This window comes from Mesorhizobium sp. M5C.F.Cr.IN.023.01.1.1, from assembly GCF_003997585.1.
In the GTDB taxonomy this organism is placed as follows: Bacteria; Pseudomonadota; Alphaproteobacteria; order Rhizobiales; family Rhizobiaceae; genus Mesorhizobium; species Mesorhizobium wenxiniae.
Genome location: NZ_RZSU01000026.1, coordinates 51053 through 76466, shown reverse-complemented (window position 1 = coordinate 76466; position 25414 = coordinate 51053). Strand labels below are relative to the sequence as shown.

The 25414-nt window shown below is 63.1% G+C and carries 22 protein-coding genes; 13 read left to right on the top strand and 9 right to left on the bottom strand.

The features are described from left to right. Positions 1-649: Mrp/NBP35 family ATP-binding protein (locus tag EOA78_RS13515; RefSeq protein ID WP_164783742.1), on the top strand; the 649-nt coding region annotated here is incomplete at its 5' end. Between the two features lie 137 nt (positions 650-786). Here the strand turns inward: EOA78_RS13515 and EOA78_RS13510 are convergent. Beyond that, positions 787-1248 (bottom strand): carbon monoxide dehydrogenase subunit G, encoded by a 462-nt coding sequence (locus EOA78_RS13510; protein ID WP_127315561.1) that lies wholly within the window; start codon positions 1246-1248, stop codon positions 787-789. 157 nt (positions 1249-1405) lie between these two features. Here EOA78_RS13510 and EOA78_RS13505 point away from each other — a divergent pair, with 157 nt between their 5' ends. Continuing rightward, a complete protein-coding gene (locus EOA78_RS13505; protein ID WP_127315560.1) occupies positions 1406-3211 on the top strand; it encodes an IlvD/Edd family dehydratase in 1806 nt (601 codons plus the stop codon). A gap of 174 nt (positions 3212-3385) precedes the next feature. On the opposite strand, the gene EOA78_RS13500 is transcribed toward EOA78_RS13505, so the two are convergent. Next, positions 3386-3805, bottom strand: a complete 420-nt coding sequence (locus EOA78_RS13500) for a GFA family protein (RefSeq protein WP_127315559.1) — start codon at positions 3803-3805, stop codon at positions 3386-3388. A gap of 189 nt (positions 3806-3994) precedes the next feature. On the opposite strand from EOA78_RS13500, the gene EOA78_RS13495 reads away from it, so the two are divergent. Genes EOA78_RS13495 through EOA78_RS13485 form a run of 3 tightly spaced genes read left to right on the top strand, consistent with a single transcriptional unit; the run spans position 3995 to position 6696 of the window. Beyond that, on the top strand, positions 3995-4819 hold the full coding sequence (locus EOA78_RS13495) for a chromate resistance protein ChrB domain-containing protein (RefSeq protein WP_127315558.1): 825 nt from the start codon (positions 3995-3997) through the stop codon (positions 4817-4819). 56 nt (positions 4820-4875) lie between these two features. Beyond that, positions 4876-6243: a chromate efflux transporter gene (gene chrA, locus EOA78_RS13490; RefSeq protein ID WP_245477490.1), complete on the top strand. Its 1368-nt coding sequence runs from the start codon at positions 4876-4878 to the stop codon at positions 6241-6243. Positions 6244-6297: 54 nt separating this feature from the next. After that, on the top strand, positions 6298-6696 hold the full coding sequence (locus EOA78_RS13485; protein WP_127315556.1) for a hypothetical protein: 399 nt from the start codon (positions 6298-6300) through the stop codon (positions 6694-6696). A gap of 21 nt (positions 6697-6717) precedes the next feature. Here the strand turns inward: EOA78_RS13485 and EOA78_RS13480 are convergent, their stop codons facing one another. Both EOA78_RS13480 and EOA78_RS13475 read right to left on the bottom strand, forming a co-directional pair. Beyond that, positions 6718-8307, bottom strand: coding sequence for a trimethylamine methyltransferase family protein (locus EOA78_RS13480; RefSeq protein ID WP_127315555.1), 1590 nt, complete (start codon positions 8305-8307; stop codon positions 6718-6720). A gap of 184 nt (positions 8308-8491) precedes the next feature. Further along, positions 8492-9985, bottom strand: a complete 1494-nt coding sequence (locus EOA78_RS13475; RefSeq protein WP_127315554.1) for a PLP-dependent aminotransferase family protein — start codon at positions 9983-9985, stop codon at positions 8492-8494. 366 nt (positions 9986-10351) lie between these two features. Between EOA78_RS13475 and pgi the strand changes: the two genes are divergently transcribed. Both pgi and EOA78_RS13465 read left to right on the top strand, forming a co-directional pair. Next, a complete protein-coding gene (gene pgi / locus EOA78_RS13470; RefSeq protein ID WP_127315553.1) occupies positions 10352-11995 on the top strand; it encodes a glucose-6-phosphate isomerase in 1644 nt (547 codons plus the stop codon). Positions 11996-11998: 3 nt separating this feature from the next. After that, the gene (locus tag EOA78_RS13465) at positions 11999-12721 is read left to right on the top strand and encodes an HAD family hydrolase (RefSeq protein WP_029357042.1); all 723 of its coding nucleotides are present in this window, start codon (positions 11999-12001) and stop codon (positions 12719-12721) included. A gap of 10 nt (positions 12722-12731) precedes the next feature. On the opposite strand, the gene EOA78_RS13460 is transcribed toward EOA78_RS13465, so the two are convergent. The 3 genes from EOA78_RS13460 to EOA78_RS35950 form a co-directional block, all read right to left on the bottom strand. Continuing rightward, positions 12732-13391 carry a 50S ribosomal protein L11 methyltransferase gene (locus tag EOA78_RS13460; RefSeq protein WP_127315563.1) on the bottom strand — a complete coding sequence of 220 codons (660 nt, stop codon included), beginning with the start codon at positions 13389-13391 and terminating at the stop codon, positions 12732-12734. An 85-nt stretch (positions 13392-13476) separates the two neighbouring features. Beyond that, a complete protein-coding gene (locus EOA78_RS13455) occupies positions 13477-15339 on the bottom strand; it encodes a long-chain fatty acid--CoA ligase (protein WP_127315552.1) in 1863 nt (620 codons plus the stop codon). A 123-nt stretch (positions 15340-15462) separates the two neighbouring features. Beyond that, entirely contained in the window at positions 15463-15621 is a 159-nt protein-coding gene (locus tag EOA78_RS35950; RefSeq protein WP_164783741.1) for a hypothetical protein, read from the bottom strand. Positions 15622-15770: 149 nt separating this feature from the next. On the opposite strand from EOA78_RS35950, the gene EOA78_RS13450 reads away from it, so the two are divergent. The 6 genes from EOA78_RS13450 to EOA78_RS13425 all read left to right on the top strand — a co-directional run bounded on the left by EOA78_RS13450 (position 15771) and on the right by EOA78_RS13425 (position 23174). After that, positions 15771-17363: an ABC transporter substrate-binding protein gene (locus tag EOA78_RS13450; RefSeq protein ID WP_127315551.1), complete on the top strand. Its 1593-nt coding sequence runs from the start codon at positions 15771-15773 to the stop codon at positions 17361-17363. Positions 17364-17421: 58 nt separating this feature from the next. Beyond that, the gene (locus EOA78_RS13445; protein ID WP_127315550.1) at positions 17422-18429 is read left to right on the top strand and encodes an ABC transporter permease subunit; all 1008 of its coding nucleotides are present in this window, start codon (positions 17422-17424) and stop codon (positions 18427-18429) included. A 1-nt stretch (position 18430) separates the two neighbouring features. After that, complete coding sequence (locus EOA78_RS13440; RefSeq protein ID WP_127315549.1) at positions 18431-19348, top strand: ABC transporter permease subunit; 918 nt, start codon at positions 18431-18433, stop codon at positions 19346-19348. A 2-nt stretch (positions 19349-19350) separates the two neighbouring features. Further along, positions 19351-20226 (top strand): ABC transporter ATP-binding protein, encoded by an 876-nt coding sequence (locus EOA78_RS13435; RefSeq protein ID WP_127315562.1) that lies wholly within the window; start codon positions 19351-19353, stop codon positions 20224-20226. Then, complete coding sequence (locus EOA78_RS13430) at positions 20223-21053, top strand: dipeptide ABC transporter ATP-binding protein (protein ID WP_127315548.1); 831 nt, start codon at positions 20223-20225, stop codon at positions 21051-21053. Before EOA78_RS13435 ends, EOA78_RS13430 begins: the two co-directional genes overlap by 4 nt. Before the next feature lie 222 nt (positions 21054-21275). Beyond that, positions 21276-23174: an adenylate/guanylate cyclase domain-containing protein gene (locus tag EOA78_RS13425; RefSeq protein WP_127315547.1), complete on the top strand. Its 1899-nt coding sequence runs from the start codon at positions 21276-21278 to the stop codon at positions 23172-23174. A 9-nt stretch (positions 23175-23183) separates the two neighbouring features. On the opposite strand, the gene EOA78_RS13420 is transcribed toward EOA78_RS13425, so the two are convergent. Then, positions 23184-23666 (bottom strand): YHS domain-containing (seleno)protein, encoded by a 483-nt coding sequence (locus EOA78_RS13420; protein ID WP_127315546.1) that lies wholly within the window; start codon positions 23664-23666, stop codon positions 23184-23186. Between the two features lie 439 nt (positions 23667-24105). Continuing rightward, a complete protein-coding gene (locus tag EOA78_RS13415) occupies positions 24106-25386 on the bottom strand; it encodes a cysteine desulfurase-like protein (protein ID WP_127315545.1) in 1281 nt (426 codons plus the stop codon). Between the last annotated feature and the right edge of the window lie 28 nt (positions 25387-25414).

The window sequence follows — 25414 nt, the reverse complement described above, 5'->3', positions numbered from 1 at the left end:
GCTCAACATCCATGGCCGGCCGCAGACCGTTGACGGCAAGGTCCTGAAGCCGATGGAGAATTACGGCCTGAAGGTCATGTCGATGGGCTTCCTCGTCGATGAGGAGACGCCGATGATCTGGCGCGGGCCGATGGTGATGTCGGCATTGACGCAAATGCTGCGCGAGGTCGAGTGGGGTCCGCTCGACGTGCTCGTCGTCGACATGCCGCCCGGCACCGGCGACGCGCAGCTGACCATGGCCCAGCAGGTGCCGCTGGCCGGCGCCGTCATCGTCTCGACGCCGCAGGACCTGGCCTTGATCGATGCGCGAAAAGGCCTCAACATGTTCAGGAGGGTCGACGTGCCGCTGTTGGGCATCGTCGAGAATATGAGCTATTTCCTCGCCCCCGACACCGGCAAGCGCTATGACATCTTCGGCCATGGCGGCGCGCGCCGCGAGGCCGAGCGTCTCGGCGTGACTTTCCTCGGCGAAGTACCTCTCGAAATGGGCATCCGCGAAAGCTCGGATGCCGGCACGCCGGTGGTGGTCTCGAAGCCCGATGGCGCCGAGGCGAAGATCTACCGCGATATCGCCTCGAAGGTCTGGGGCAGGGTCAACGAAGAACGCGGCGCGGCCGAGGCTGCCGTGCCGAGCATCGTGTTTGAGTGATCCCTCCCCTTTGAGGGGAGGGCGCCTCGCGTAGCGAGGCGGGAGGGATCGCCTCAACTGCCCCGACCTTCAATTGGGACTAAGAGAGGTGGAGCGCGTCGCCGCGGACCCCATCCGGCCCTACGGGCCACCCACCCTCAAGGGGGAGGGGAGCCGCCGACCTTCTCGCCAAAACTCGAAAAAAACTGCCCGGCCAGTTTCTTCGACGTCGATTCGATCAGCCGGCTGCCGAGCTGGGCGATCTTTCCGCCGACATCGGCCTTGGCCGCATATTTCAGGATCGTCCCCTCCGGCCCATCGGCGGTCAGCGTCACATCGGCGCCGCCTTTTGCGAAGCCGGCGATGCCGCCCTTGCCCTCGCCCTGGATGGTGTAGGAATGCGGCGGGTTGAGGTTCTCCAGCATCACCTCGCCGTTGAACGTCGCCTTGATCGGGCCGATCTTGAGCACCACGGTCGCCCCCATCTGGGTGTCCGACTTCTTTTCGAGGCTCTGGCAGCCCGGAATGGTCTGCCTCAGAACGTCCGGGTCGTTCAGCGCTTCCCACACCTTGTGCAGGGGTGCGGCGATGCGTTCCTCGCCTTCGATCACCAAAGCCATCAAAATCTCCCGGATACGAATTGACAAACCCCGATCCCGTCTAGCGTGGGGGTAGACGCATGTCTATCGCACCAAAGTCCGGAATCGGATGGCGCGTGCCTCTTGCCTGCTCTCGCGCGTTGTCATATCGATTTGTCATACAAATACGGAGACCATGATGGCCGGCGCCCTCACGCAGAAAAAGAAATTTCGCTCGCAGGAGTGGTTCGACAATCCCGACAATCCGGGGATGACGGCGCTTTACCTCGAGCGCTATCTGAATTACGGGCTGACGCGTGCCGAACTGATGTCGGGCAAGCCGCTGATCGGCATCGCCCAGACCGGCTCGGATCTGTCGCCCTGCAATCGCCATCATATCGAGCTGGCCAAGCGCGTGCGCGAGGGCATCGTCTCGATGGGCGGCATCCCTTTCGAGTTCCCATGCCACCCGATCCAGGAGACGGGCAAACGCCCAACCGCCGCACTCGACCGCAACCTCGCCTATCTCAGCCTGGTCGAGGTGCTCTACGGCTACCCGCTCGACGGCGTCGTGCTCACCATCGGCTGCGACAAGACGACGCCGGCCCTGCTGATGGCAGCGGCCACGGTCAATATTCCGGCTATCGCGCTGTCGGTCGGCCCGATGCTGAACGGCTGGCACAAGGGCAAGCGCACCGGCTCCGGCACCATCGTCTGGGAATCGCGCCAGCGCCTGTCGGCAGGCGAAATCGGCTATGACGAGTTCATGGACATTGTCGCCTCCTCGGCGCCGTCCACCGGCTATTGCAATACCATGGGCACCGCCACCACCATGAATTCGCTGGCCGAGGCGCTCGGCATGCAGCTGCCTGGCTCGGCCGCGATCCCCGCTCCCTATCGCGAGCGTGGCCAGATCGCCTATGAGACGGGAAAACGCATCGTCGACATGGTGCATGAGGATCTGAAGCCCTCCGACATCATGACCCGACAGGCCTTCGAGAATGCCATCGTCGTCAATTCGGCCATCGGCGGCTCGACCAACGCGCCGATCCATCTCAACGCCATCGCACGCCATCTCGGCGTGCCGCTCGACAATGACGACTGGCAGCAGGTCGGCCTCAAAATACCGCTCATCGTCAACCTGCAGCCGTCGGGCGAATATCTCGGCGAGGATTATCATCATGCCGGTGGCGTGCCGGCGGTGGTGGCCGAACTGATGAAGGCCGGGCTGTTGCCCCATCCCGACGCCATGACCGTCAACGGCAAGACGATGGGCGACAATTGCAGTGGGGCCGTCAACGAGAATCTCGACGTCATCCGCACCGTCGCCGAGCCGCTGAAAGCCAATGCCGGCTTCATCAATCTTAGGGGTAATCTGTTTGATTCGGCGATTATGAAGACCAGCGGTATCTCGCCCGAATTCCGCGAACGCTATCTGTCGAACCCGAAGGACCCCGAGGCCTTCGAAGGCAACGCCATGGTCTTCGACGGGCCCGAAGACTACCACGCCCGCATCGACGATCCGGCGCAAGGCATCGACGAGCACACGATCCTGTTCATGCGCGGCGCCGGCCCGATCGGTTATCCGGGCGGCGCCGAAGTCGTCAACATGCAGCCGCCGGCCCATCTCATTAAGAAGGGCATTCATGCGCTGGCCTGCATCGGCGACGGTCGCCAGTCGGGCACGTCGGGCTCGCCGTCGATCCTCAACGCCTCGCCCGAAGCCGCCATAGGCGGCGGGCTGGCGCTGTTGAAGACCGGTGACCGCGTCCGCATCGACCTGCGCAAGGGCACCGCCGACATTCTCGTCACCGACGACGAGATCACGCGCCGTCGCGCCGAGCTGCAGAACAGTGGCGGCTATTACTACCCCAAGCACCAGACGCCATGGCAGGAGATCCAGCGCGGCATGGTCGACCAGTTTTCCGAAGGAATGGTGCTGAAGCCGGCGGTGAAATACCAGGATGTGGCGCACACCCGCGGCGTGCCGCGGGACAATCACTAATGCATGTCGCCCAAAAGTGTGCAGCGTTTTTGGGACAACGACATGCATAAAAACATAGGTCTAAAAGGCGTCGCGTGTTTCAGACGACGCGCTTTAAACGCCGGTCTGCGGCGCTTTCCGCTGGCGGCGGCTTGAACCGATCAAGCCGCCGTCAGATGTTTTCTGACCCGCCGCTCAGAGATAGCCGGTGATCTCCGGCGCCTGGTCCTGCCTGTCGCGCTTGCCGTCCTCGTAGACGATTGGTGCTGCGGCGAGTTCCTCTTCGGTGACGTCGTCGAGGCAGGCGACGTTCACCGCCCAGAAATTCCCGCCCATGAAGTCGAGATAGCCGCGCGAGAGAAAATTCGCGCCGCAGTTCGGGCACATATAGTGGTTGATGTCGCCTTCCGGCCAGTTCGACGGCGTCGCCTCGTATTCCCGCATCCGGTCGCGGCCATCCGTCACCCGCACGGCCTCATAGGCCGCGAAGGACTTCCGGTAGCCGAGTTTCCAGCAGAAGCTGCAATTGCATTTGCGGATACCCTCGGCGAGGTCGATATCGGCTTCGAAACGCACCGCGCCGCAATGGCAGCTGCCGTGATAGGTCTTTTTCATGGTTCTCCTCCAGACGTGTTCTGGCTCGGCCAAACCGGCTCGGAGCCAGAGCATCCTCTGCTGCAAGGATGACGCTTGACAAGCGGGCGCTACAAATCCACGATCATGGCAAGGGGTGCATCGCGACGACCCCGTGAGGCGTCAGCCCAACGTTCGCGTCCAAGCTTCTCTCTTAAGGAGGTGGACGCCATGCCGTCGACAACCGCTATCACCGTATCGCAACTTTCCCGTCTGATTGGTCTGCCGGGTGCGCCCGCGATCATCGATGTTCGCATCGAAGAGGACTACAACGCCGATCCGCGCCTGCTGCCGGCCTCAAACCGGCGTGATTTCAAAACCGTATCGACCTGGGCATCTGAATTCGCCGGCCGCCGAGTGACGGTCGTCTGCCAAAAAGGGCAGAAGCTCTCGCAAGGCGTGGCCGCATGGCTGCGGCATGACGGCATTGCCGCCGAATCCCTCGAAGGCGGCTTCGAGGCCTGGCGCGATGCCAAGGGGTTTTTGGTCCATGCCGGCAAGATACCGCCCCGCGATGAAAAGGGCCGCACCGTGTGGGTGACGCGGACCCGCCCGAAGGTCGATCGCATCGCCTGCCCCTGGCTTATCCGGCGTTTCGTCGATCCGAGCGCGGTTTTTCTCTTTGTCGAGGCGGCCGAAGTGTTGGCCACTGCAGATCGCTTTCAGGCCGTGCCTTTCGACATCGACAATGTGTTCTGGTCACACCGCGGCGAACGCTGCACCTTCGACACGATGATCGAAGAGTTCGGGCTCGAATCCGAACCGCTCGATCGACTCGCCATGATTGTGCGCGCAGCCGACACTGCAAGTCTCGATCTGGTTCCCCAGGCGGCCGGATTCCTGGCCGCCTCGCTTGGCCTGTCGCGGATGTTTCGCGACGATCTGGAACAGCTGGAGGCAGGCATGCTGCTCTACGATGCGTTTTTCCGATGGTGCCGCGACGCCACGGAGGAGACGCACAACTGGCCAAGCGGGAGCATGAGCAAGCCATCATGAGCGCCCGGGCTTCTGACACAACGGGGGCTTCTGACAAAATGGGGGCCTCGGAGAAAATGGGCGAGATCGTCGAAGCGCCGGCTGCGCCAACCTTCCGCGAAGGCGTAAAGCTCTGGGCGAAAATCGGCCTGATCAGCTTCGGCGGGCCGGCCGGGCAGATCGCGCTCATGCACAAGGAGCTGGTCGAGGAACGGCGTTGGATCGGCGAGCAACGTTTTCTGCATGCGTTGAACTACTGCATGCTGCTGCCCGGCCCTGAAGCCCAGCAACTCGCCATCTATATCGGCTGGCTGCTGCACCGGACGATCGGCGGCCTGGTCGCCGGGATCCTCTTCGTCGCGCCGGGCGCGCTTGTGATGCTCACCTTGAGCATCCTCTATGCGCTGTATGGCGACGCTCCCCTCGTCGAGGCGCTGTTCTTCGGGGTGAAAGCGGCCGTGCTCGCCATCGTGATCGAGGCGATGATCCGGATCGGTCGTCGGGCCCTGAAGAACCGGGTCATGGTTTCGATCGCGCTCGCCGCCTTCATTGCCATCTATGCATTGAACCTGCCGTTTCCGCTCATCATCCTGCTTGCCGGCGTGACGGGCTGGATTGGAAACCGTGTTGCGCCGGCCCTTTTTTCCGGTGCGGCACACGGGAAAGACGCGGTTCCCGACATCAAGGGCGCGGTCGACCTGATGTTCGAGCGCGGCGAGCAGGCCCACACCAGGCCGACGCGATGGCATGCGCCGCGCATCATTGCGATCTGGCTGCCGATCTGGCTCGGCCCCGTGCTGCTGATCTGGGCGTTCACCGGATCCACCAGCGTGTGGACTGAGATCGGTGGCTTCTTCAGCGTCATGGCGGTCGTCACCTTCGGCGGCGCTTATGCGGTCCTTGCCTATGTCGCGCAGGCAGCGGTCGAGTCCTTCGGCTGGCTCGCACCCGGTGAAATGGTCGATGGCCTCGGGCTTGCCGAAACCACGCCTGGTCCGCTCATTCTGGTCCTGCAGTTCGTCGGCTTTCTTGCCGCGTTCCGCCAATCCGGATCGCTGAGCCCGCTGCTTGCAGGATCGCTGGGGGCGATGCTCACCCTATGGGCGACGTTCACGCCTTGCTTCTTCTGGATATTCCTCGGTGCGCCCTACATCGAAGCCCTGCGCGGCAACAAGGCACTGTCGGCGGCACTGGGCGCGATCACCGCTGCCGTCGTCGGCGTCATCATGAATCTCGCTCTGTGGTTCGGCTTGCACGTCATTTTCGGCGAGGTGCGCAACATCGGGCTTGGAATGGACGTGCCGGTGCTCTCATCCATCGACTGGCGCGCGGCGCTGCTGTCGTGTGCTGCCATGATCGCCATTCTGAAGCTGAAGATCGGCATGCTGCCGACGCTTGCGGGATCGGCCCTCGCTGGTGTTTTGTTGCTGGCAGCGAGCGGGTAGCGGCTCCGTGCGGCCGTCGCTTCATTGTAGTTCGGGCATTCGGATAGCAACATCATGGCGCGACGACGCTCTTCCCTAGGCTTCCTCGGAATGTTCGGCCGATCAGGCGACCTCAGGCAACTCGACGCCGCGTTACGCGGCGTCGACCTTCATCCCGCCCTTGTGCCGGAGGGAGCAAAGCTCGCCATCGTCAATCTGATGAAGGACCACTGGCCTGACGAGCCGCCACCACAAGCCTATCCACCGGTGGCGCAGCTGCTTGGCTATTGTATTGCCGGACCGGAAGCATTCGAGCAATTCAACGGCCTTCAACATAGGCTGGGTGCGGAGCGCCGGATCGAGGCGGCACTTGAGGCCGAAGACAGCTTCGATGCGCAAATTATACTGATGACGCTGCATGCCAAGCTGATCAGTGGCGAAGTCGTCGAGCGCTACGGGTTGAGGGCCGACTGACCGTTTTGACGAGAAGCGTTCTCAGCCGCCCATGCCGCTGCGCGGCAGATGGATCAGATTGCCGAAGCGGGCGCGCAACTTGTCGTCGACCAGCTTCGGGACATGGCGCGGGAACCGCTCGGCGAGGATGCGTTTCTTCTCGATGATCGCCCGCTGCAAGATGTCGGGCCTGCCTTTCTCGTTCCACTCCTTTGGCGAAAAGCGGTCGCCGACCGCCGGATAGAAATATTCCGTCTGCATCAGCCGCAGCGTCTGCTCGTTGCCGAGATAGTGACCCGGCCCCTTCAGGCAGACGTCGGCGATGGTGTCTAACGACAGCGACTCATCGGTCACTTCAATGCCGCGCACGCAGCGCAGGCAATGGCCGAGCATGTCGTTGTCGATGATCAGACTTTCCAGGCAGAAACCGAGCAGTGAGGCGTGCATGCCGGCCGATTCGTAAACAAGGTTGAGGCCGGCAAGGCCGGCCATCACATCGGTGATGCCTTTTTCGTAACCGGACTGAATATCAGGCAGTTTCGAATCCGTCATGCCGGCGGCCGAACCGCCCGGCAAGTCGTAGAACTGCGCCATCTGGGCGCAGGCAGACGTCAGCACCGCTTGCTCGGCCGAGCCGCCCGACATGGCGCCGGTCCTGAGATCCGAAACGAACGGCCAGGTGCCGAAGATCGCCGGATGCCCGGGTTTGATGGCGTTGACATAGACAAGGCCGGCGAGCACCTCGGCCACCGCTTGCACTACCGCACCGGCAATCGCTGCCGGCGCCGTGGCGCCCGCCTGGCCGGCCGACAGCAATAGGATCGGAATGCCGCCTTCGACGCAGGCCTCGAGCACGCCGCAGGCGTCCTCGGCGAATTTCATCGGCGGCACGACAAAACAGTTCGAATTGGAGACGAAAGGCCGCGCGCGAAAATTCTCTTCGCCGCCGGCAATCGCATAGAGCATGTCGAGCGCCGGCTTGACGTTCTCGCGCACCGTGAAGGATGTGCCGACATGCTTCGACGTGCCCATCACGCAGGCGTAGAGCGTGTTGAAATCCATGTCGAGCGGATCGGGAATGTCGCGCGGCACCATCGGCCGCTGGAAGAAATGGATGTTGTCGAGCCCTTCGACGATGCGGGCGGCGTCATAGATGTCCTGCAGCAGCGACTCGCGATACTCGCGCTTCTCGACGTCGACCAGATGCACCGCGGCGCCTGCCGTGCCGTAATGCACGCGCTTGCCCTGGATCAGCATGTCGTGCTTGGGATCCTGGCCATGCAGGGTGAAGTGGCGTGCGGCCTTCTTGATGGTATCGAGGACGAGCGCGCGCGGAAAACGAATGCGGCCGTCCTCGCCGAGGGTGGCGCCGGTCTTGGTCAGCGCCTTGATGCAGGATGGGATAGCATTGGCGAAACCGACCGTTTCAAGCAGCGTCAGCACCGCTTCGTGGATGCGCTCGCGGTCGTTATCGCTGAGCGGCCCGTAGCTTCCGCCTTCGAGGCCGGCGCGCACCGGCTTGATATCGTCGGCAAGTGGCGCCGCCCGCATGGCGCGACGCGCTTCGCGCCCGCCGGAACGCCGCGAACGTTGGTCCGAGGGCGTATCCGGCTTCTCAACAGCCACTGACATGGGAGGCACTCCACCTTTAGCTGCGAAGCGGGCTGCGGTGGTTGGTCCACCATCGGCCTGCTTCGTCCCCTTATGCCTCGAACTATGCCGCCGGCATTGGCACAGCCTATGAGCCAGCTGGGCCCGTCACATATGCCAGAGCGCTAGGAACCGTGCTCGATCCCGTCACGGCCCGAACGGGGCATCAAGCCGCCGCCGGCCTGCGCCCGGCCGCCGTCGCCAGTTCGCGGATGCCGGGCTCGATGTGCTGCAGCGCAATCGAGGAGATGCCCAGCCGCATGAAGCGCGACGGCTTTTCGGTGCGGTCGAAGAAACGGTCGCCAGGCTCGATGATGACGCTGCGCGAGGCGGCGGCCTCGGCCAGACCGCGCGAATCGGTGCCGCGCGGGCCCTCGAGCCAGAGCGACGCGCCACCGGCGGAATCGGTCGAACGCCACTCCGGCAAGAAGGCGGTAATCGCATGGATCAGACGCTTGCGCCGTTCGTCGAAGGCGCTCGACAGCCGCCGCACCAGTGCCTCGTGATGGCCAAGCGACAGGAACAGTGCGACCGCGCGCTGATTGTTGGCCGGCGGATGACGCAGCATGAAGCGGCGTAGCGCGCGAAGCTCGGAGATCAGCCCGGCCGAGGCGACGATGTAGCCGAGCCTAAGGCCCGGAGCCAGCGTCTTCGACATCGAGCCGACATAGATGACGCGGCCCGAACGGTCGAGGCTCTTCAGCGCCTGCTGCGGCGCTTCGTCCAGAAGCTGGCTGTCATAGCCGTCCTCGATGATGATCTGGTTGTGGCGATTGGCGCGCGCCAGCAGGTCCTCCCGGCGCTCCGCCGACAGCGGCACCATGGTCGGGCAATGGTGGCTGGGCGTCACGAAGACGAAGCCGGAATCACTGGGAATAGAAGCGGTTACGATACCGGAGTGGTCGACCGGGACCGGTGTGACGTCGGCGCCCGCCAGCCGGAAGATCGAGCGTGCGTCGGGATAGCCGGGGTCTTCCATGGCGACCTTGGAGCCTTTGGTCATCAGCAGCGTCGCCAGCATGTAGAGCGCATTCTGCGCGCCGAGCGTGACGATGATCTCATCGGGATTGGCGAAGATGCCGCGCCGCGGCAACAGCCGCGCCTGGATCTGCTCGATCAGCAGCGGATCGTCGCGGTCGACCATGTCGGACGCCCAGTTGCGGATCTCGAGCACGGCGAGCGCCATGCGGTTGCACTCGCGCCACTCGGCGGTCGGGAACAGTGCCGGATCGAACTGGCCATAGACAAAGGGGTAGGACGACTTGATCCAGTTGTCGTGCTTGGCCGGCGGCGGCATGTCGCTGGCCGCGATCTGTCGGCGCGCCTTCCAGTCGATCTCATTGGCCTGGTCGGGCGCCTTCTGGTGCGGTTTGGCCGGCGTTGCCAGCACGTCCGGATTGACGAAATGGCCGCGCCGTTCGCGCGCCACCAGGAAACCCTGGTCGACGAGTTGCTGGAAGGCCAGCACCACGGTGCCGCGCGCCACGCCGAGTTTCTCGGCCAGGATCCGGCAGGACGGAAGCGGCATCGAGGCGGCGATTTGCCGGTCGAGGATGGCGGCGACGATCGCTTGACGGATCTGTGCCTGCAGGGTCTGGCCGGATTCCGCCGAAATCCGGAACAGGCCGGACCATATGGCCGTGTCGTTTCGCTGTGGCATGGAAGATGTTCCTCGATGGCCAGCTTTTTTCACTTGGCTGGACCAGTCGAATGTACCGGTGGCACAAGCTGTTGCGCCAATCAATTTTTCTGATCGCTGGGATTTACGCCAGTGATCCTTCGCTGCACTGCGGCACCCCCAACGTGACGCAACGCGTCATCCCAGCGTGACGCAAACGCGTCATCGCGGCCTGACGCAACGCGTCATCCCCCCTGGCCTGACGCAACGCGTCATCCCTGGCATGACGCCGTGCGTCATCGCTGCGCATTGAAACCAGTTGATTTCGGCTAGATAGTTTGGACGCGACGACACGCGCCGGAAACATCCGGTCTGGTATGTAGGCATTTCAAGGCTCGGAGTGAGGCAGTGGATCAATCGTCCTTTCAAAAACAGCTCGACGCCCTGCGCGATCACCGTGCGGCCAAATCGGGCAGCATGCGCGAGGCTTTCGCCGCTGATCCGCAGCGCTTCGAAAAATTCTCCGCCACCGACGGCGACCTGCTGTTCGACTGGTCGAAATGCGCGGTCGATGCGCAGACGATGGATATGCTGGAGAAGCTGGCGGGAGCCGCCGATCTCGAAGGCCGGCGCGCCGCGATGTTCTCAGGCAAGAAGATCAACGTCACCGAAGGCCGCGCCGTGCTGCACACCGCACTGCGCAACCTGAACGGCAAGGGCATCGTGCTCGACGGTCAAGATGTGAAGGCGGAGGTTGTCGCCGTGCTCGACGCGATGGGCGTCTTCGCCGATGCCGTGCGCTCCGGCATGGCGGCCGGCGCCACAGGTAAGAAGATCACCGACATCGTCAACATCGGCATCGGCGGGTCCGACCTTGGCCCGGCCATGGCGACGCTGGCGCTGACACCCTATCACGACGGGCCGCGCACGCACTACGTCTCCAACATCGACGGCGCTCATATCCACGACACGCTGAAGGGCCTTTCCGCCGAAACCACGCTGTTCATCGTCGCCTCGAAAACCTTCACCACGGTCGAGACGATGACCAATGCCGAGACGGCGCGCGAATGGGTGCAGAAGGCGCTCGGCAAGGAAGCGGTCGGCAAGCATTTCGCCGCCGTCTCGACGGCGCTGGAGCTGGTGGCCAAGTTCGGCATCGCTTCCGACCGCGTCTTCGGCTTCTGGGACTGGGTCGGCGGACGCTATTCGGTCTGGGGCGCGATCGGCCTGCCGGTGATGATCGCCGTCGGCCCGAAGAATTTTCGCGCCTTTCTCGACGGCGCGCATGCTATGGACGAACATTTTCAGACGGCGCCGCTGGCCAGGAACCTGCCGGTGCTGATGGGGCTGGTCGGCTGGTGGCATCGGGTGATCTGCCAATACCCGGCCCGCGCCGTCATCCCCTACGACCAGCGCCTGTCCAGGCTGCCGGCCTATCTGCAGCAGCTCGACATGGAATCGAACGGCAAGAGCGTCACCCTCGACGGCGGCGCTGTGACGACGCCGACCGGCCCACTGGTCTGGGGCGAGCCCGGCACCAATGGCCAGCACGCCTTCTTCCAGCTGCTGCACCAGGGCACCGATTTCATTCCGGTCGAATTCCTCGCAGCCGCCATCGGCCATGAGCCGGATCTCAAGCATCACCACGATCTGTTGCTCGCCAACTGCCTGGCGCAGTCGGAGGCCTTCATGAAGGGTCGCACGCTTGAGGAAGCGCGCGCGCAGATGCTGGCAAAAGGCATGACGCCTGCCGAGGTTGACAGGATCGCCCCGCACCGCGTCTTCTCCGGCAACCGGCCCTCGGTGACGATCCTCTACAGACAACTCGATCCGCATACGTTCGGGCGGCTGATCGCGCTCTATGAGCACCGCGTCTTCGTCGAAGGCACGCTCTTCAACATCAATTCCTTCGACCAGTGGGGCGTCGAACTCGGCAAGGAACTGGCGACCGGCCTGCTGCCTGTCGTGGAAGGCAAGGAGAATGCCGCAAAGCGGGACGCTTCGACCGCCGGACTAGTGGGACATATCCACCGATTGCGCGGATCGGAGTAGGGCTTGGCCGAGATCAAGGGAATATTATTCGACAAGGATGGCACGCTTGTCGACTTCAACGCTACATGGCTCGGCGTTGCTGATTTCATGGCTATGGATGCCTCGGAGGGCGACCGCTGGAAGGCCGACAGGCTGCTTGCCGCGGCGGGCTACGATTTCGCCACCAAACGCTTCAAGCCCGACTCCATCTTTGCCTCCGGCACCAACATGGATGTCGTCGAGCTTTGGTTTCCGCGGCTCTCGGATGAAGACCAGATGCTTGCCGTCGCCCGTTTCAACGAGATCACCTCGGTGCAGGGCTCGGCGATGGCGGTGGCGCTGCCGGGCATCGTCGAGACGCTCGGCGTTCTTCACAGGAAATCCTACCGGCTCGGCGTTGCCACCAACGATTCGACCACTGGCGCGGAAAAGACATTGCTGACGCTCGGCGTCGCGCAGCTGTTCGATGCCGCCTATGGTTACGACGCGGTGGCCAATCCGAAACCGGCGCCCGATACGATCCTTGCCTTCTCGGACCTGACCGGCCTGAGGCCGACCGCGATCGCCATGGTCGGCGACAATCGCCACGATCTGGAGATGGCGCGGGCCGGCGGCTGCGGTCTGGCAATCGGCGTGCTCTCCGGCACCGGCACGCGGGAATCGCTATCGCAGATAGCCGACGTCATTCTGGATTCGGTTGCCGACCTGCCGGATTTCCTGTCGGCGAGGGTCAAGGAAACGACCTGAACTCGCGGGGCTACTCCGGCTCGAACGAGAAGACACCGCTCGGCTTCATCGCCGCGCCTTTTGCTTCGCCGACATCCGGCACGCGGTATTCGGCCAGCAGCCGAAGCCGCGAGCGGGGCAGGTAGGTCCGGCCCGGGTCGCCGATCAGCACATTGATGCGTGCGGCCAGGCAGCGGTCGAGGAAGGGGATGACCCGGTCGGCGAGATCTTGCCCGTAAAACAAGTCGCCGGCTGCCACGACATCCACCGGCGGCGGCGGACCAGCGGTGATGTCCTGGCCGACGACTGTGATTGCGACGCCGTTCGCCGCCGCATTGAGACCGAGCGCGGCGACGCCGTTGCGATCGATCTCGGACGCGAGCACTTCGCGCGCTCCGGCCTTTGCCGCGGCGATGCCGACGAGGCCCGACCCGGCGCCGAGGTCGAGCACGCGAAGCCCGGCCACGGACACCGGCCGATCGAGGATGTAGCGGGCAAGCACCGCGCCGCCGGCCCAGGCATAGGCCCAGTAAGGTGGCTGCGGCTCGGGCCCGTCCTCGTCGGCTTCGGTTCCTTCTTCTTCCGGCTCGGCTGCTTGTCCTACTTGATGCGTGAGCCGCCACAGACCGCTCGCGGGATGGGCTGCATAAAGCCGGATTTCGGGAAGCGCAGGAACAGGGGCGATACGCATGTTCGCCTTTATGAATGTCAGCGGATCGTGACGGGAAAGCGTGTCCGCCGCGTCGTCGACAGTAAGGCAATCGCCCAAAATTCTCCTATCCCCGTAACGCCCGCCGCAGAATCTTGCCCACCGGCGTCTTCGGCAGTTCGGTCCGAAACTCGATGTATTTTGGCCGCTTGTAGCCGGTCAGGTTCTCGCGGCAATAGACGGTCAGCACCTCAGCGGTCAGCAACGGGTCCTTCTTGACGACGAACAGCTTCGGCACTTCGCCTGAATGCTCGTCCGGCACACCGATCGCCGCCACTTCGAGCACGCCCGGATGCAGGGCCACGACTTCCTCGAGTTCGTTCGGATAGACGTTGAAGCCGGACACAAGGATCATGTCCTTCTTGCGGTCGACGACCTTGGTGTAGCCGCGCTCGTCCATGAAGCCCATGTCGCCCGACTTGAAGAAACCATCTTTGGTCATCACATTGGCGGTCTCGTCCGGCCGGTTCCAGTAGCCGGCCATCACTTGCGGCCCGCGTATGCAGATCTCGCCGACTTCGCGGAGCGGCAAATCGTTGCCGTCGTCGTCGCGGATGGCGATGTCGGTCGAGGGTAGCGGCAGGCCGATCGTGCCGGTGAAAGTGCCATTGCTGAATGTGTTGGCGGTGGCCACCGGCGAGGTTTCCGAAAGCCCGTAGCCCTCGGTGACCGGGCAGCCGGTCAACGCCTTCCAGCGTTCGGCAACACCCTTCTGCACCGCCATGCCGCCACCCAGCGTCAGAATCAGTGGCTTGAAGTCCAGCTTGCGGAAATCCTCATTGTTGAGCAGCGCGTTGAACAGCGTGTTGAGGCCTGGAAAGATGTGGATCGGATATTTGCCGAGTTGCTTGACGAAGCCGGGAATGTCGCGCGGATTGGGAATGAGCATGTTCTGGCCGCCGAGCTGCATGCCCATCAGTGCGTTCACCGTCAGCGCGAAGATATGGTAGAGCGGCAGCGCGCAGATGAAGTTGAGATGCGCCGGTTTCGGCTTGACCGTGAAGGCGTCCTCGATCCAGAGCGCGTTCTGCGCCACATTGGCCAGCACGTTGCTGTGCAGCAGTACCGCGCCCTTCGAGATGCCGGTGGTGCCGCCGGTATATTGCAGGAAGGCGACATCGTCGGCGGCGACCTTCACCGGCTTGAAATTCATGCCGGTGCCTGCTTTCAACGCGGCGTTGAACTTGACATGGCCCGGCAGCGACCAGGCCGGGACCATCTTCTTCACGCGGCGCACGACGAGGTTGACGATCGTTCCTTTCAGGCCGCCAAGCATGTCGCCCATCGCCGCGACCACGACTTGCTTGACCGCCGTTTTGGCGATCACCGCCTGCAAGGTGTTGGCGAAATTCTCGAGAATGACGATGGCTTGAGCGCCTGAATCCCTGAGCTGATGTTCCAGCTCGCGCGGCGTGTAAAGCGGGTTGACGTTGACCACGACATAGCCGGCACGCAGCACTGCCATCATCGCCACCGGATATTGCAGCACGTTCGGCATCATCAGCGCCACGCGTGCGCCTTTCGGCAGTCCCGTAGACTGCAGATAGGCGCCGAAGGCGGCCGATTGCCGTTCGACTTCCGCATAGGTGATGGTCTTGCCCATGCAGGTGAAGGCCGGCCGGCTGGCATACTGTTTGCAAGCGTCGGCGAGCAGATCGCCGATGGAGCCGAAGGGCAGGGCGCCGATCTCGGCAGGGACGACCTTCGGGTAGCTCTTGAGCCAAGGCCTTTCCGGCGATCCGGCGCCAACCGCTTTAGGCAATCTCTCGGCCGGACCCGGCTTCAACGCCGATGTAGCCGATGTCGGTGCCGCTTTCGGCTTGGCAACGGCTTTGGCCGTCGGCGCCTTTGGCTTGTCGGAGCTGGCCGGTTTTGCGGCAGTTTTGGCCCTCGCTTTCGCGGGGGCCGTTGTCCTTGGTGCTTTTGCCACCTGTCCCTCCCTCGGTTGTTCTTATTGTCTCTGCTTGCCCGCCGCGTTGCCTCCGAATGACAAGAGACATCCTCCGCTGCTGCCGGCATCCAGGAAATCCAGCCTGCCATCTATGTATTGCGACTATCGGCAGCCGTGCAAGTCTGCCCCTGCGGCAAGACGGGAAAGAAAATCTTCTGCGCCAACGACAAGCCGATGGTCGCGGTTCCTTACCAACGCCGGGTTGAAGATCAATAAAAAAATGCAGTCGTTAATAATACCGTGATCGGCAGAAATTGACATTTCATTCTCTTTCTCGAGGATTCCGAAGAACTGAATTCTGCTTCCCATGGGGTAGGCAAACGGGGTGTTCCAAAGCCGGAAAAACGGTGCTTATATGCGCGCTTCGCGAGCCTGATAGAGGGGCTTGGAAGAACATCAGGGAGTCCTCCATGAGAAAGAAACTGACTTTTGCGGCCGCGTTGCTGGCCGCAAGCGTCCTCGGCGGCATGGCCAATGCGAAACAGCTGGTCTACTGCTCGGAGGCGTCGCCGGCCGGCTTCGACCCGTCGCCGTGGAGCGGTGGCAACGACTTCGACGCGTCGTCGCGCACCATCTATTCGCGCCTGGTCGAGTTCGAACACGGCAAGACCACCATCACACCCGGCCTCGCCGAGAGCTGGACGGTTTCCGACGACGGTCTCGAATACACGTTCAAGCTTCGGCCGGGTGTGAAGTTCCAGACCACCGACTACTTCACGCCGACGCGCGATCTCAACGCCGACGACGTGATCTTCTCCTTCGAACGCCAGTGGAAGAAGGAAAACCCGTGGTTCGACTATCTGGCAGGCACCGGCTGGGAATATTTTGCCGGCATGGGCTTCCCGGATCTTCTCAAGGAAATCGTCAAGGTCGACGACCTGACGGTGAAATTCGTGCTGAACAAGCCTGAAGTCGCTTTCCTGCCGGACCTCGGCATGGATTTCGCTTCGATCGTCTCCAAGGAATATGCCGACCAGCTCGACAAGGCCGGCACCAGGCAGCAATTCACCCAGAAGCCGATCGGCACCGGTCCGTTCCAGTTCGTCGACTACCAGGTCGATGCGGTCATCCGCTATGCGGCATGGGACGGCTACTATGGCGGCCGCCAGAAGATCGACGATCTGATCTTCGCCATCACGACCGATCCGGCCGTGCGCGCGCAGAAGCTGAAGGCAGGCGAGTGCGATATCATGTCGTACCCGGCGCCGGCCGACATCGCCGGCCTGCAGGCTGACCCAAACCTCAAGGTCGACGAGCAGGAAGGCCTGAACATCGGCTACATGGCCTACAACACGACGCAGCCGCCGTTCGACAAGGTCGAGGTCCGCAAGGCCCTCAACATGGCCGTCAACAAGCAGGCCATTCTCGATGCGGTCTATCAGGGCGCTGGCCAGGCGGCCATAAACCCGATCCCGCCGACGATGTGGTCCTATAACAAGGACATCAAGGACGATCCGTACGATCCTGACGCGGCCAAAAAGATGCTGGCCGACGCCGGCGTCACCGATCTCTCGATGAAGATCTGGGCAATGCCGGTCAGCCGCCCGTACAATCCGAACGCCAAAAGAGTCGCGGAACTGATCCAGGCCGACTACGCCAAGATCGGCGTGAAGGCCGAGATCGTCAGCTACGAATGGACCGAGTATCGCGAACGCGGCAAGCAGAAGGATCGTGACGGCGCCTTCCAGCTCGGCTGGACCGGCGACAATGGCGATCCGGACAACTTCCTGTTCCTGCTCGGCTGCGATGCCATCGGCCAGTCCAACTATGCGATCTGGTGCAACCAGGAGTTCGAGGCTCTGCTGCAGAAGGGCAAGGCAACCACGGACGTCGCCGAGCGCACCAAGATCTACGAGGAAGCTCAGGTCGTGTTCAAGCGTGAGGCCCCGTGGCTGACCATCGCCCATTCCAAGGTCTTCATGCCGATGAACAAGAAGGTTTCGGGCTTCGTCATGGATCCGCTCGGCATTCATCGGTTTGATGGCGTCGACGTCACCGAATAACTCCTGAGAAACTGGACGGCGGCGCTGGACTTCCGGCGCCGCCGTTCTATGAAGTAAGATGCTCCGCTATCTCCTCCACAAGCTCGCCTTGATCATCCCGACCGTGTTCGGCATATCGCTGGCGGCGTTCGCTTTCGTCCGTCTTCTGCCGGGCGATCCGATCCTGGCCCTGGCCGGCGAGCGCGGCGTCAGCCCCGAACGCTACGCGGAGCTTATCGAGCGGTTTGGCTACAACCGGCCCTATGTCGTCCAGTATCTGGAGTATATCGGCAGGGTCCTGACCGGCGACTTCGGCATATCGCTCGCAACCAAGCGGCCTGTGCTCGGTGAATTCCAGGCGCTGTTTCCAGCCACGCTGGAACTGGCGACGATCGCGCTGATCATCGCCGTACTCATCGGCATTCCCGCCGGCATCTTCGCCGCGGTCAAGCGCGGATCATGGTTCGACCAGGCGACGATGGGTGTGGCGCTGACCGGCTATTCGATGCCGATCTTCTGGTGGGGGCTGCTGCTCATCATCTTCTTCTCCGGCTATCTCGGCTGGACGCCGGTTTCCGGCCGCATCGGCCTTCAGTATTTTTTCAAGCCGACGACGGGATTCATGCTGATCGACAGCCTGATCTCCGGCAAGAGCGGCGCTTTCAGGTCCGCCGCCAGTCATCTGGTCCTGCCGGCGATCGTGCTGGCGACGATCCCGCTCGCCGTCATAGCGCGCCAGACGCGGTCGGCGATGCTGGAGGTGCTGGGCGAGGACTACGTCCGCACCGCCCGCGCCAAGGGCCTGGCGCCGCGTCGCGTCATCGGGCTCCACGCTTTTCGCAATGCGCTGATCCCTGTCGTCACCACCATCGGCCTGCAGGTCGGCACGCTGATGGCGGGCGCCATTCTGACTGAAACGATCTTTTCCTGGCCCGGTATCGGCAAGTGGATGATCGACGCGATCGCCAAGCGCGACTATGTCGTCGTCCAGAGCGGCTTGCTGATCATCGCGCTGATCGTCATGGCGGTGAACCTGATCGTCGACGTGCTCTACGCCGTCATCAACCCACGTATCCGGGTGCAGTGAGATGACCGACCAAACCACGGCAGAAGCCACCGCCGCCTCCATTCCGCCCGGCGGCCGGCAACGCGCCTTCACCGAGTTCTGGCATTACTACTCGATGAACACCGGCGCTGTCATCGGCCTGGTCGTGTTCTCGGCCCTGGTGCTGGTGGCGATTTTCGCGCCGCTGGTCGCGCCGCATTCGCCTGACGAACAGTTTCGCGATGCGCTGCTGACGCCGCCGGCCTGGCAGGAGGGCGGCAGATCGATGTTCCTGCTCGGCACCGACGCCGTCGGCCGCGACATGCTTTCGCGGTTGATTTTCGGAGCGCGGTTCTCGCTGTTCATCGGTCTGGTCGTCGTCGTTTTCTCGCTGACCAGCGGCATCATCCTCGGCGTGCTCGCCGGCTATTTCCGCGGCTGGGTCGATACGCTGATCATGCGCGTCATGGACGTCATTCTGGCCTTCCCGTCGCTGCTCCTCGCCCTGGTTCTGGTGGCGATCCTCGGGCCTGGCCTGTTCAACGCCATGCTGGCGATTGCGCTGGTGCTGCAGCCGCATTTCGCGCGGCTCACGCGAGCGGCGGTGATGGCCGAAAAGAACCCCGAATATGTGATCTCCGCCAAGGTGGCCGGTGCCAGTCATCTCAGGCTGATGGTGAAGACGATCTTGCCGAACTGCATGGCACCGCTGATCGTGCAGGCGACGCTGTCCTTCTCCAACGCCATTCTTGAGGCCGCGGCTCTCGGCTTCCTTGGCGTCGGCGCGCAGCCGCCAACGCCGGAATGGGGCACCATGCTGGCCACGGCACGCGAGTTCATCCTGCGCGCGCCATGGGTGGTGACCTTCCCCGGCCTTGCCATCCTGATCACTGTGCTTGCCATCAACCTGATCGGCGATGGCCTGCGCGATGCCTTCGACCCCAAGCTGAAGAGGTCGTGACCATGCCTCTTCTCGAGATCAAGAACCTCACCGTGTCCTTCGATACCGCCGCTGGTCCGTTCATGGCCGTGCAAGGCATCGACCTGTCGATCGAGCCGCGCGAGGTGCTGGCGATCGTCGGCGAATCCGGCTCCGGCAAATCGGTGGCGATGCTGGCGGTGATGGGGCTGTTGCCGAACACTGCGACGGTGAAGGCCGACCGCATGGCCTTCGACGGGATCGACCTGCTTCAGCTCAGCCCGTCCGAGCGCCGCAAGATCGTCGGCAAGGACATCTCGATGATCTTCCAGGAGCCGATCGCCAGCCTCAATCCGTGCTTCACCGCCGGCTTCCAGATCGAGGAGGTGCTGCGCTTCCACATGGGCATGGACCGCGCCCAGCGCCGGGCCCGTGCGATCGAGCTGATGAAGCTGGTCGGCATTGCCGATCCGGAAGAGCGGCTGAATTCGTTCCCGCACCAGATGTCGGGCGGCCAGTGCCAGCGCGTCATGATTGCCATCGCCATCGCCTGCAATCCGAAGCTGCTGATCGCCGACGAGCCGACCACCGCCCTCGACGTCACTATCCAGAAGCAGATCCTCGACCTTTTGGTCGGGCTGCAGGCCAAATACGGCATGGGCTTGATCATGATCACCCATAATATGGGCGTCGTGGCAGAGACCGCGGACCGCGTCATCGTCCAGTACAAGGGCCGCAAGATGGAGGAGGCAGACGTGCTGTCGCTGTTCGAGCAGCCGAAGAGCAACTACACGCGCGCGCTGCTGTCGGCGCTGCCGGAAAACGCCGTCGGCGACCGGCTGCCGACCATTTCCGACATGCTGTTCGAACCGGCCCCCTCTGCTGCGGGAGCCGGTTCTGCAACGGGGGCCGCGCTATGAGTGTGACGGTTCTCGAAGGCAAGAACATCGTGCGCGACTATTATGTCGGCGGCGGCTTGTTTCGTCCCTCGCGCACGGTGCATGCGGTCAAGGGCGTCTCGTTCAGCGTCGACAAGGGCAAGACGCTGGCCATCGTCGGCGAAAGCGGCTGCGGCAAGTCAACGCTGGCCCGCATCATCACCCTGATCGACCCCCCGACAGCGGGCGAGCTCTTCATCGACGGCAACAAGGTCGACATCGCCAGGGATGGCTTGTCGAAGGAGATGCGCCGCAAGGTGCAGATCGTCTTCCAGAACCCTTATGGTTCGCTCAATCCGCGCCAGAAGATCGGCGACGTGCTTGGCGAGCCGCTGCTCATCAACACCGACAAGCCGGCCGACGAACGGCGCGATCTCGCCATGAAGATGCTGAAGAAGGTCGGCCTCGGACCGGAACACTACAACCGCTACCCGCACATGTTCTCGGGCGGCCAGCGCCAGCGCATCGCCATTGCTCGCGCGCTGATGCTCAATCCGAGCCTTTTGGTCCTCGACGAGCCGGTCTCGGCGCTCGATCTGTCGGTGCAGGCGCAGGTGCTCAATCTGCTCGCCGACCTGCAGGACGAGTTCAAGCTGACCTATGTCTTCATCAGCCACGACCTTTCGGTGGTGCGCTACATCGCCGATGACGTGATGGTCATGTATTACGGCGAGGCCGTCGAATATGGCCCACGCGACGAGGTCTTTGCCGACCCCAAGCACAGCTACACCAAGACGCTGTTCGCCGCCACGCCGCGCGCCGACGTGGCCTCGATCAAGGCAAGGCTGGCGAAGAAGAAGGCCGCCTAGAGTCAAAGCCCAACTACTCTGAATGACCGGGTTTGACCCTATCCAGACCTTGCTGACAGGTCGGCCGAGCGTCTTCCAACCCCGGAAAGCACCGTTGCAGACCGACAAACGGCGGAATGCCTTGATGGCGACTGCATCAATCGGGTGTAGACTTTGCCACCCAGTGCGCCGTCGCCGGAAGATCGGGGTCGGCGCGGTGGACGCGTCAGAAGGCAGTTCCGGATGACCAATCTCGACGCCGATCGCAAGCTCGTTGCCGTGCTGTGCGCCGATGTGGCCGGCTACAGCCGCATGATCGGAGAGGACGAGGAAGGCACGCTGGCGGCGCTCGCCGCTCATATGACGGAGCTGGTTGAACCGGCCATCGCCGGCCACCGTGGGCGCATCGTCAAGACGACCGGCGATGGCTTCCTGGCCGAGTTCGCAAGCCCGATCGCCGCGACGCACGCTGCGCTTGCGATCCAGGAAGGCCTGCGCTCGCGCAACGTGGACGTTCCCGAGACAAGGAAGCAATGGCTCCGGATCGGCATAACTCTTGGTGACGTCAAGGTCCGCGATGGCGACATCTTCGGCGACGCGGTCAATGTCGCGGCGCGCCTTCAGTCGCTGGCCGAACCCGGCGGCGTGTACACGTCCGCGGCGGTCGTTGACCAGTTACGCGGCCATATTACATTTGCCTGGGAAGATCTCGGCGAGAAAACGCTTAAGAACATCGCCCGACCGGTGAGGGTATATCGTCTGGCGGCAGTTGGCGAGAAAACGGCGCCGCCGACGGGCACAGCGGAGCCTCGTCGACGTATGCCGCGGCTTATCATTGGCGCCCTTATCACTGGCGTGATGGCGACAGCAGCACTGGTCGCGGTCGTAGCGTATGGGCTGCTAGATTCAATCGCGCCGCCGATCGCGTCGCCGTCCGTACCCCCGACGAGCAGGCCTGCACTGCAGGCGAGGCCGAGCGTGGCGGTTCTGCCGTTGGTCAACCAAAGTGGGGACCCTGCGAACGACTATTTCAGCGACGGCGTCACGGAGGACATCATCAATGCGCTTGGCCGCTTCTCGTCGCTGACGGTGATGGCCTACAACGCCACGCTTCCTTACAAGGGCAAGGCGGCGCGACCGGTGGATGTGGGTCGCGAACTCGGCGTGCGATATCTGATCGAAGGGAGCGTGCGGCGCGCTGCCGACCGTGTGCGTATCTCGATCCGCCTGACCGATTCCGATCAGGGCATCCTGCTCTGGTCAGAGCGATTCGAAGAGCAGCTTAAGGATGTCTTTGCCTTGCAGGACGCAATCACGCGGCGCGTCGCCGGAACTCTTGCCGCCAACCTAACTCGCGTCGAGGAGCAACGCGCGCTCGCCGAGCCGCCCGACAATCTCGACGCTTACGATCTCGTGCTGCGCGGACGCGCCGAACTGCGGCGCAACACCCGGTCCGGCAATCGCGAGGCGCGGCTTTACTTCGAGAAGGCGATGCAGCTCGATCCCAAGTACGCGGCTGCATATGCCGGGCTGGGCCTTGCCTATCAGGACATGGCGACCCTCGGATGGACTGAGTTCCCCGAGGACATGCTGGCGCGGAGTGAGGAACTCGCCGGCAGGGCGCTGTCGCTCGACCCGGACAATCTCGACGCGCACCAGCTCTTGAGTCAGGTGCACACCATGCAACTTCAATACGACCGGGCGTTGGTCGAAATTGACCGTGCGCTGCTGCTCAACCCAAGCGATGCGGCCAGCCACTCTCAGCGTGGCGCGATCCTGCTCTGGGCGGGTCGCCTCGAGGAGGCGGTTGCCGCTCTAGAGACGGCGTTCACCCTCAATCCGAACCTAGGCCCCCAAGAGGCCTTTGCTCTCGGGCTCGCGTATTACTCCTTGCGCCGCCACGACGACGCTGCAAGGTTTCTCGAGCGGGAAGCGCTGCGCAATCCGGACTTCATCTTCTTCCCTGTGCTGCTGGCGGCGACGTATGGACAACTCGGGCGCACAGCCGATGCGGAACGCATGGCCGAGACGGTCAGGCACCGGCTGCCCGTCTTCGACCCGCAGACCTTCGGTTCACGATTTCAGAACCGGGCGCACCACGATTATCTCATCGAGGGACTGCGCAAGGCCGGTTTGAGCTGAGGCACCGCCTCAATGCGCGAGGCTTGTGCCGAACGGGGCGTCCTGGAGCAGTTGCCAATTGCTGTCTGCAGCCGCGGCCTCGCCCCGCGCGTCGGCCCGGAAGCGCTCCCGAGCCTTCGGGCTTGCGAATACAAAGAGACGACCATCGGAGATGAGCCAGTTTGCAGGGTCAGCCTCGACCTTCACGCCCTTGGAGATGCCCATGGCGCACGAACCGGCGAACTGGGGGGTATAGCGGTCCGGATCGCCGCGGAATGTCGACATGTGTCGGTCCGAGGCGAAGCGGTAGCGCACCTCGTCCCAGGGGTACTCGAACTCCTCTTTGCCAACCACAGGTCGCCGCTCGCTGAAATACGCGACCGGATCGTAGCCCTTGATCGCCAGCCGCAGCGCACCCTTCTCGCCCGGCTCTTGCGCCCACACCGGATCGGAGATGGTCAGGCCAAAGACCAACATAGCGCCTGTCATGCACACTTCACGACGCGACAGCATATGCTCCTCCCGTCTCTGGGATAGCGTTTCATTCAACATCGCCCATAGCCTACGCCGATTTCTCACAACAGGATTTCACGATGTGGTGACCCCTCTGTTCCAGGACCTGCATTGCCCAAGGCACGTTGCCTGAGTGCCCGCTCATTGAAACTCTGGACAAGGAGCCCCCGCGGCAAGCATGCGGCGCGCCGCGCCTTCTGGATGGTAAAGTCCGGCAAGGGTTTGAGACCAGACCTTCACGCTGGCGTTCGTAGAGGTCCGCAGTTGGCGCGTTCTTGACGTCCATTTCTCTCCGCCATTGGCGGCTGCAAGGTGATCGAGTTTCGACCTCGAGAGTTTTGCAGCCAAGTGGAACCACTTGGCGTCGCACAAATGCAGCTAAAAACAGATAGAGCGAGATGCCTGGTTCAACCTAAATGTATCTCGCTCCAGACGCCAATCAGGACAGCTTTGCGATGATGGCGCGCAGCGCCTCGCCGAAGCGCCGGACTTCCCCGACCGTGTTGTAATGCACCAGCGAGGCGCGGATGGCGCCGCTGTCCATGCTGAGGTTCAGTCGCTTCATCAGCCGCGGCGCGTACATATGGCCGTCGCGGATGCCGATCTGCATCTCGGCCATCGCCTCGACGATCATCTGCGGCGACAGCGCGCCGATGTTGAAGCAGAAGGTCGGCACCCGCTCGTTGAGGTGGGCCTCGTCGGTGACGCCATAGATCGTCGCGCCGCACTCCTTGAGCACGCCGAGCATTTTGCGCGCCAGCACCAGCTCATAGTCGCGGATGGCGTTCATGCCGGCGACGATATTGTCGCGCCGCGACCGGTTGCTCTCGGCCAGGAAGTTGCGGCCGATCGATTCGAGATAGCGCACCGCGGCATCCATGCCGGAGACATTCTCGTAGATGAAGGTGCCGGCCTCGACCTTGTAGGGCGGCTCGTCGGGAATGAAGTCCTCGCGGAACGTCGGCAGCCGCTTCAGCGTCTCGAAACGGCCCCACAGGAAGCCCATATGCGGCGAGAAATTCTTGTAGCCGGAGCAGACCAGGTAGTCGCAATCCCAGGCCTGCACGTCGATCAGCCCGTGCGGCCCGTAATGCACGCAGTCGAGGAACACTTCGGCGCCGGCCGCATGCGCGATGTCAGCGACTGCAGCGACATCGACGATCGAGCCGATCGAATGCGCCGTCACCGTGCAGGCTACGAGGCGGGTGCGGTCGGAGATCAGCGGGCGCAAATCGTCGACATGCAGATTGCCGTCCTCGCGCATCCGCCACCATTTGAACTTCGCGCCGGCTGGCTCCAGCGCCAGCCAGGTCGCGATGTTGGCGTCGTGGTCCATGTCGGTGATGACGATCTCGTCGCGCTCCTGAAGCATCTGGCCGATACCGAGACTGACAAGGCGGATGAACGAGGTTGCGTTCATACCGAAACAGATTTCCGCAGGGCTGTACGCATTGATCAGCAGCGCCACGCTTTCGCGCGCATCGGCGATCGCTTGGTCCACAGTGACGCTGCGGCCATAGCGGCCGCCACGCTGCACATTATGTGCGACCAGATGGTTGGTGACCGCGTTGAGCACGCTTTGCGGGATCTGCGCGCCGGCGGCATTGTCCATGAAGATGAAGTCGCCGGCCTGCTGTAGGGCCGGAAACATGGAGCGGATCTTGTCGACCGGGAAGGCTGCGGAGACGTCGCTCGCACTGGGGGTCTGATGCTTGTTCAAGATGGTCTCCTGCGAAGTGCCTGACAGA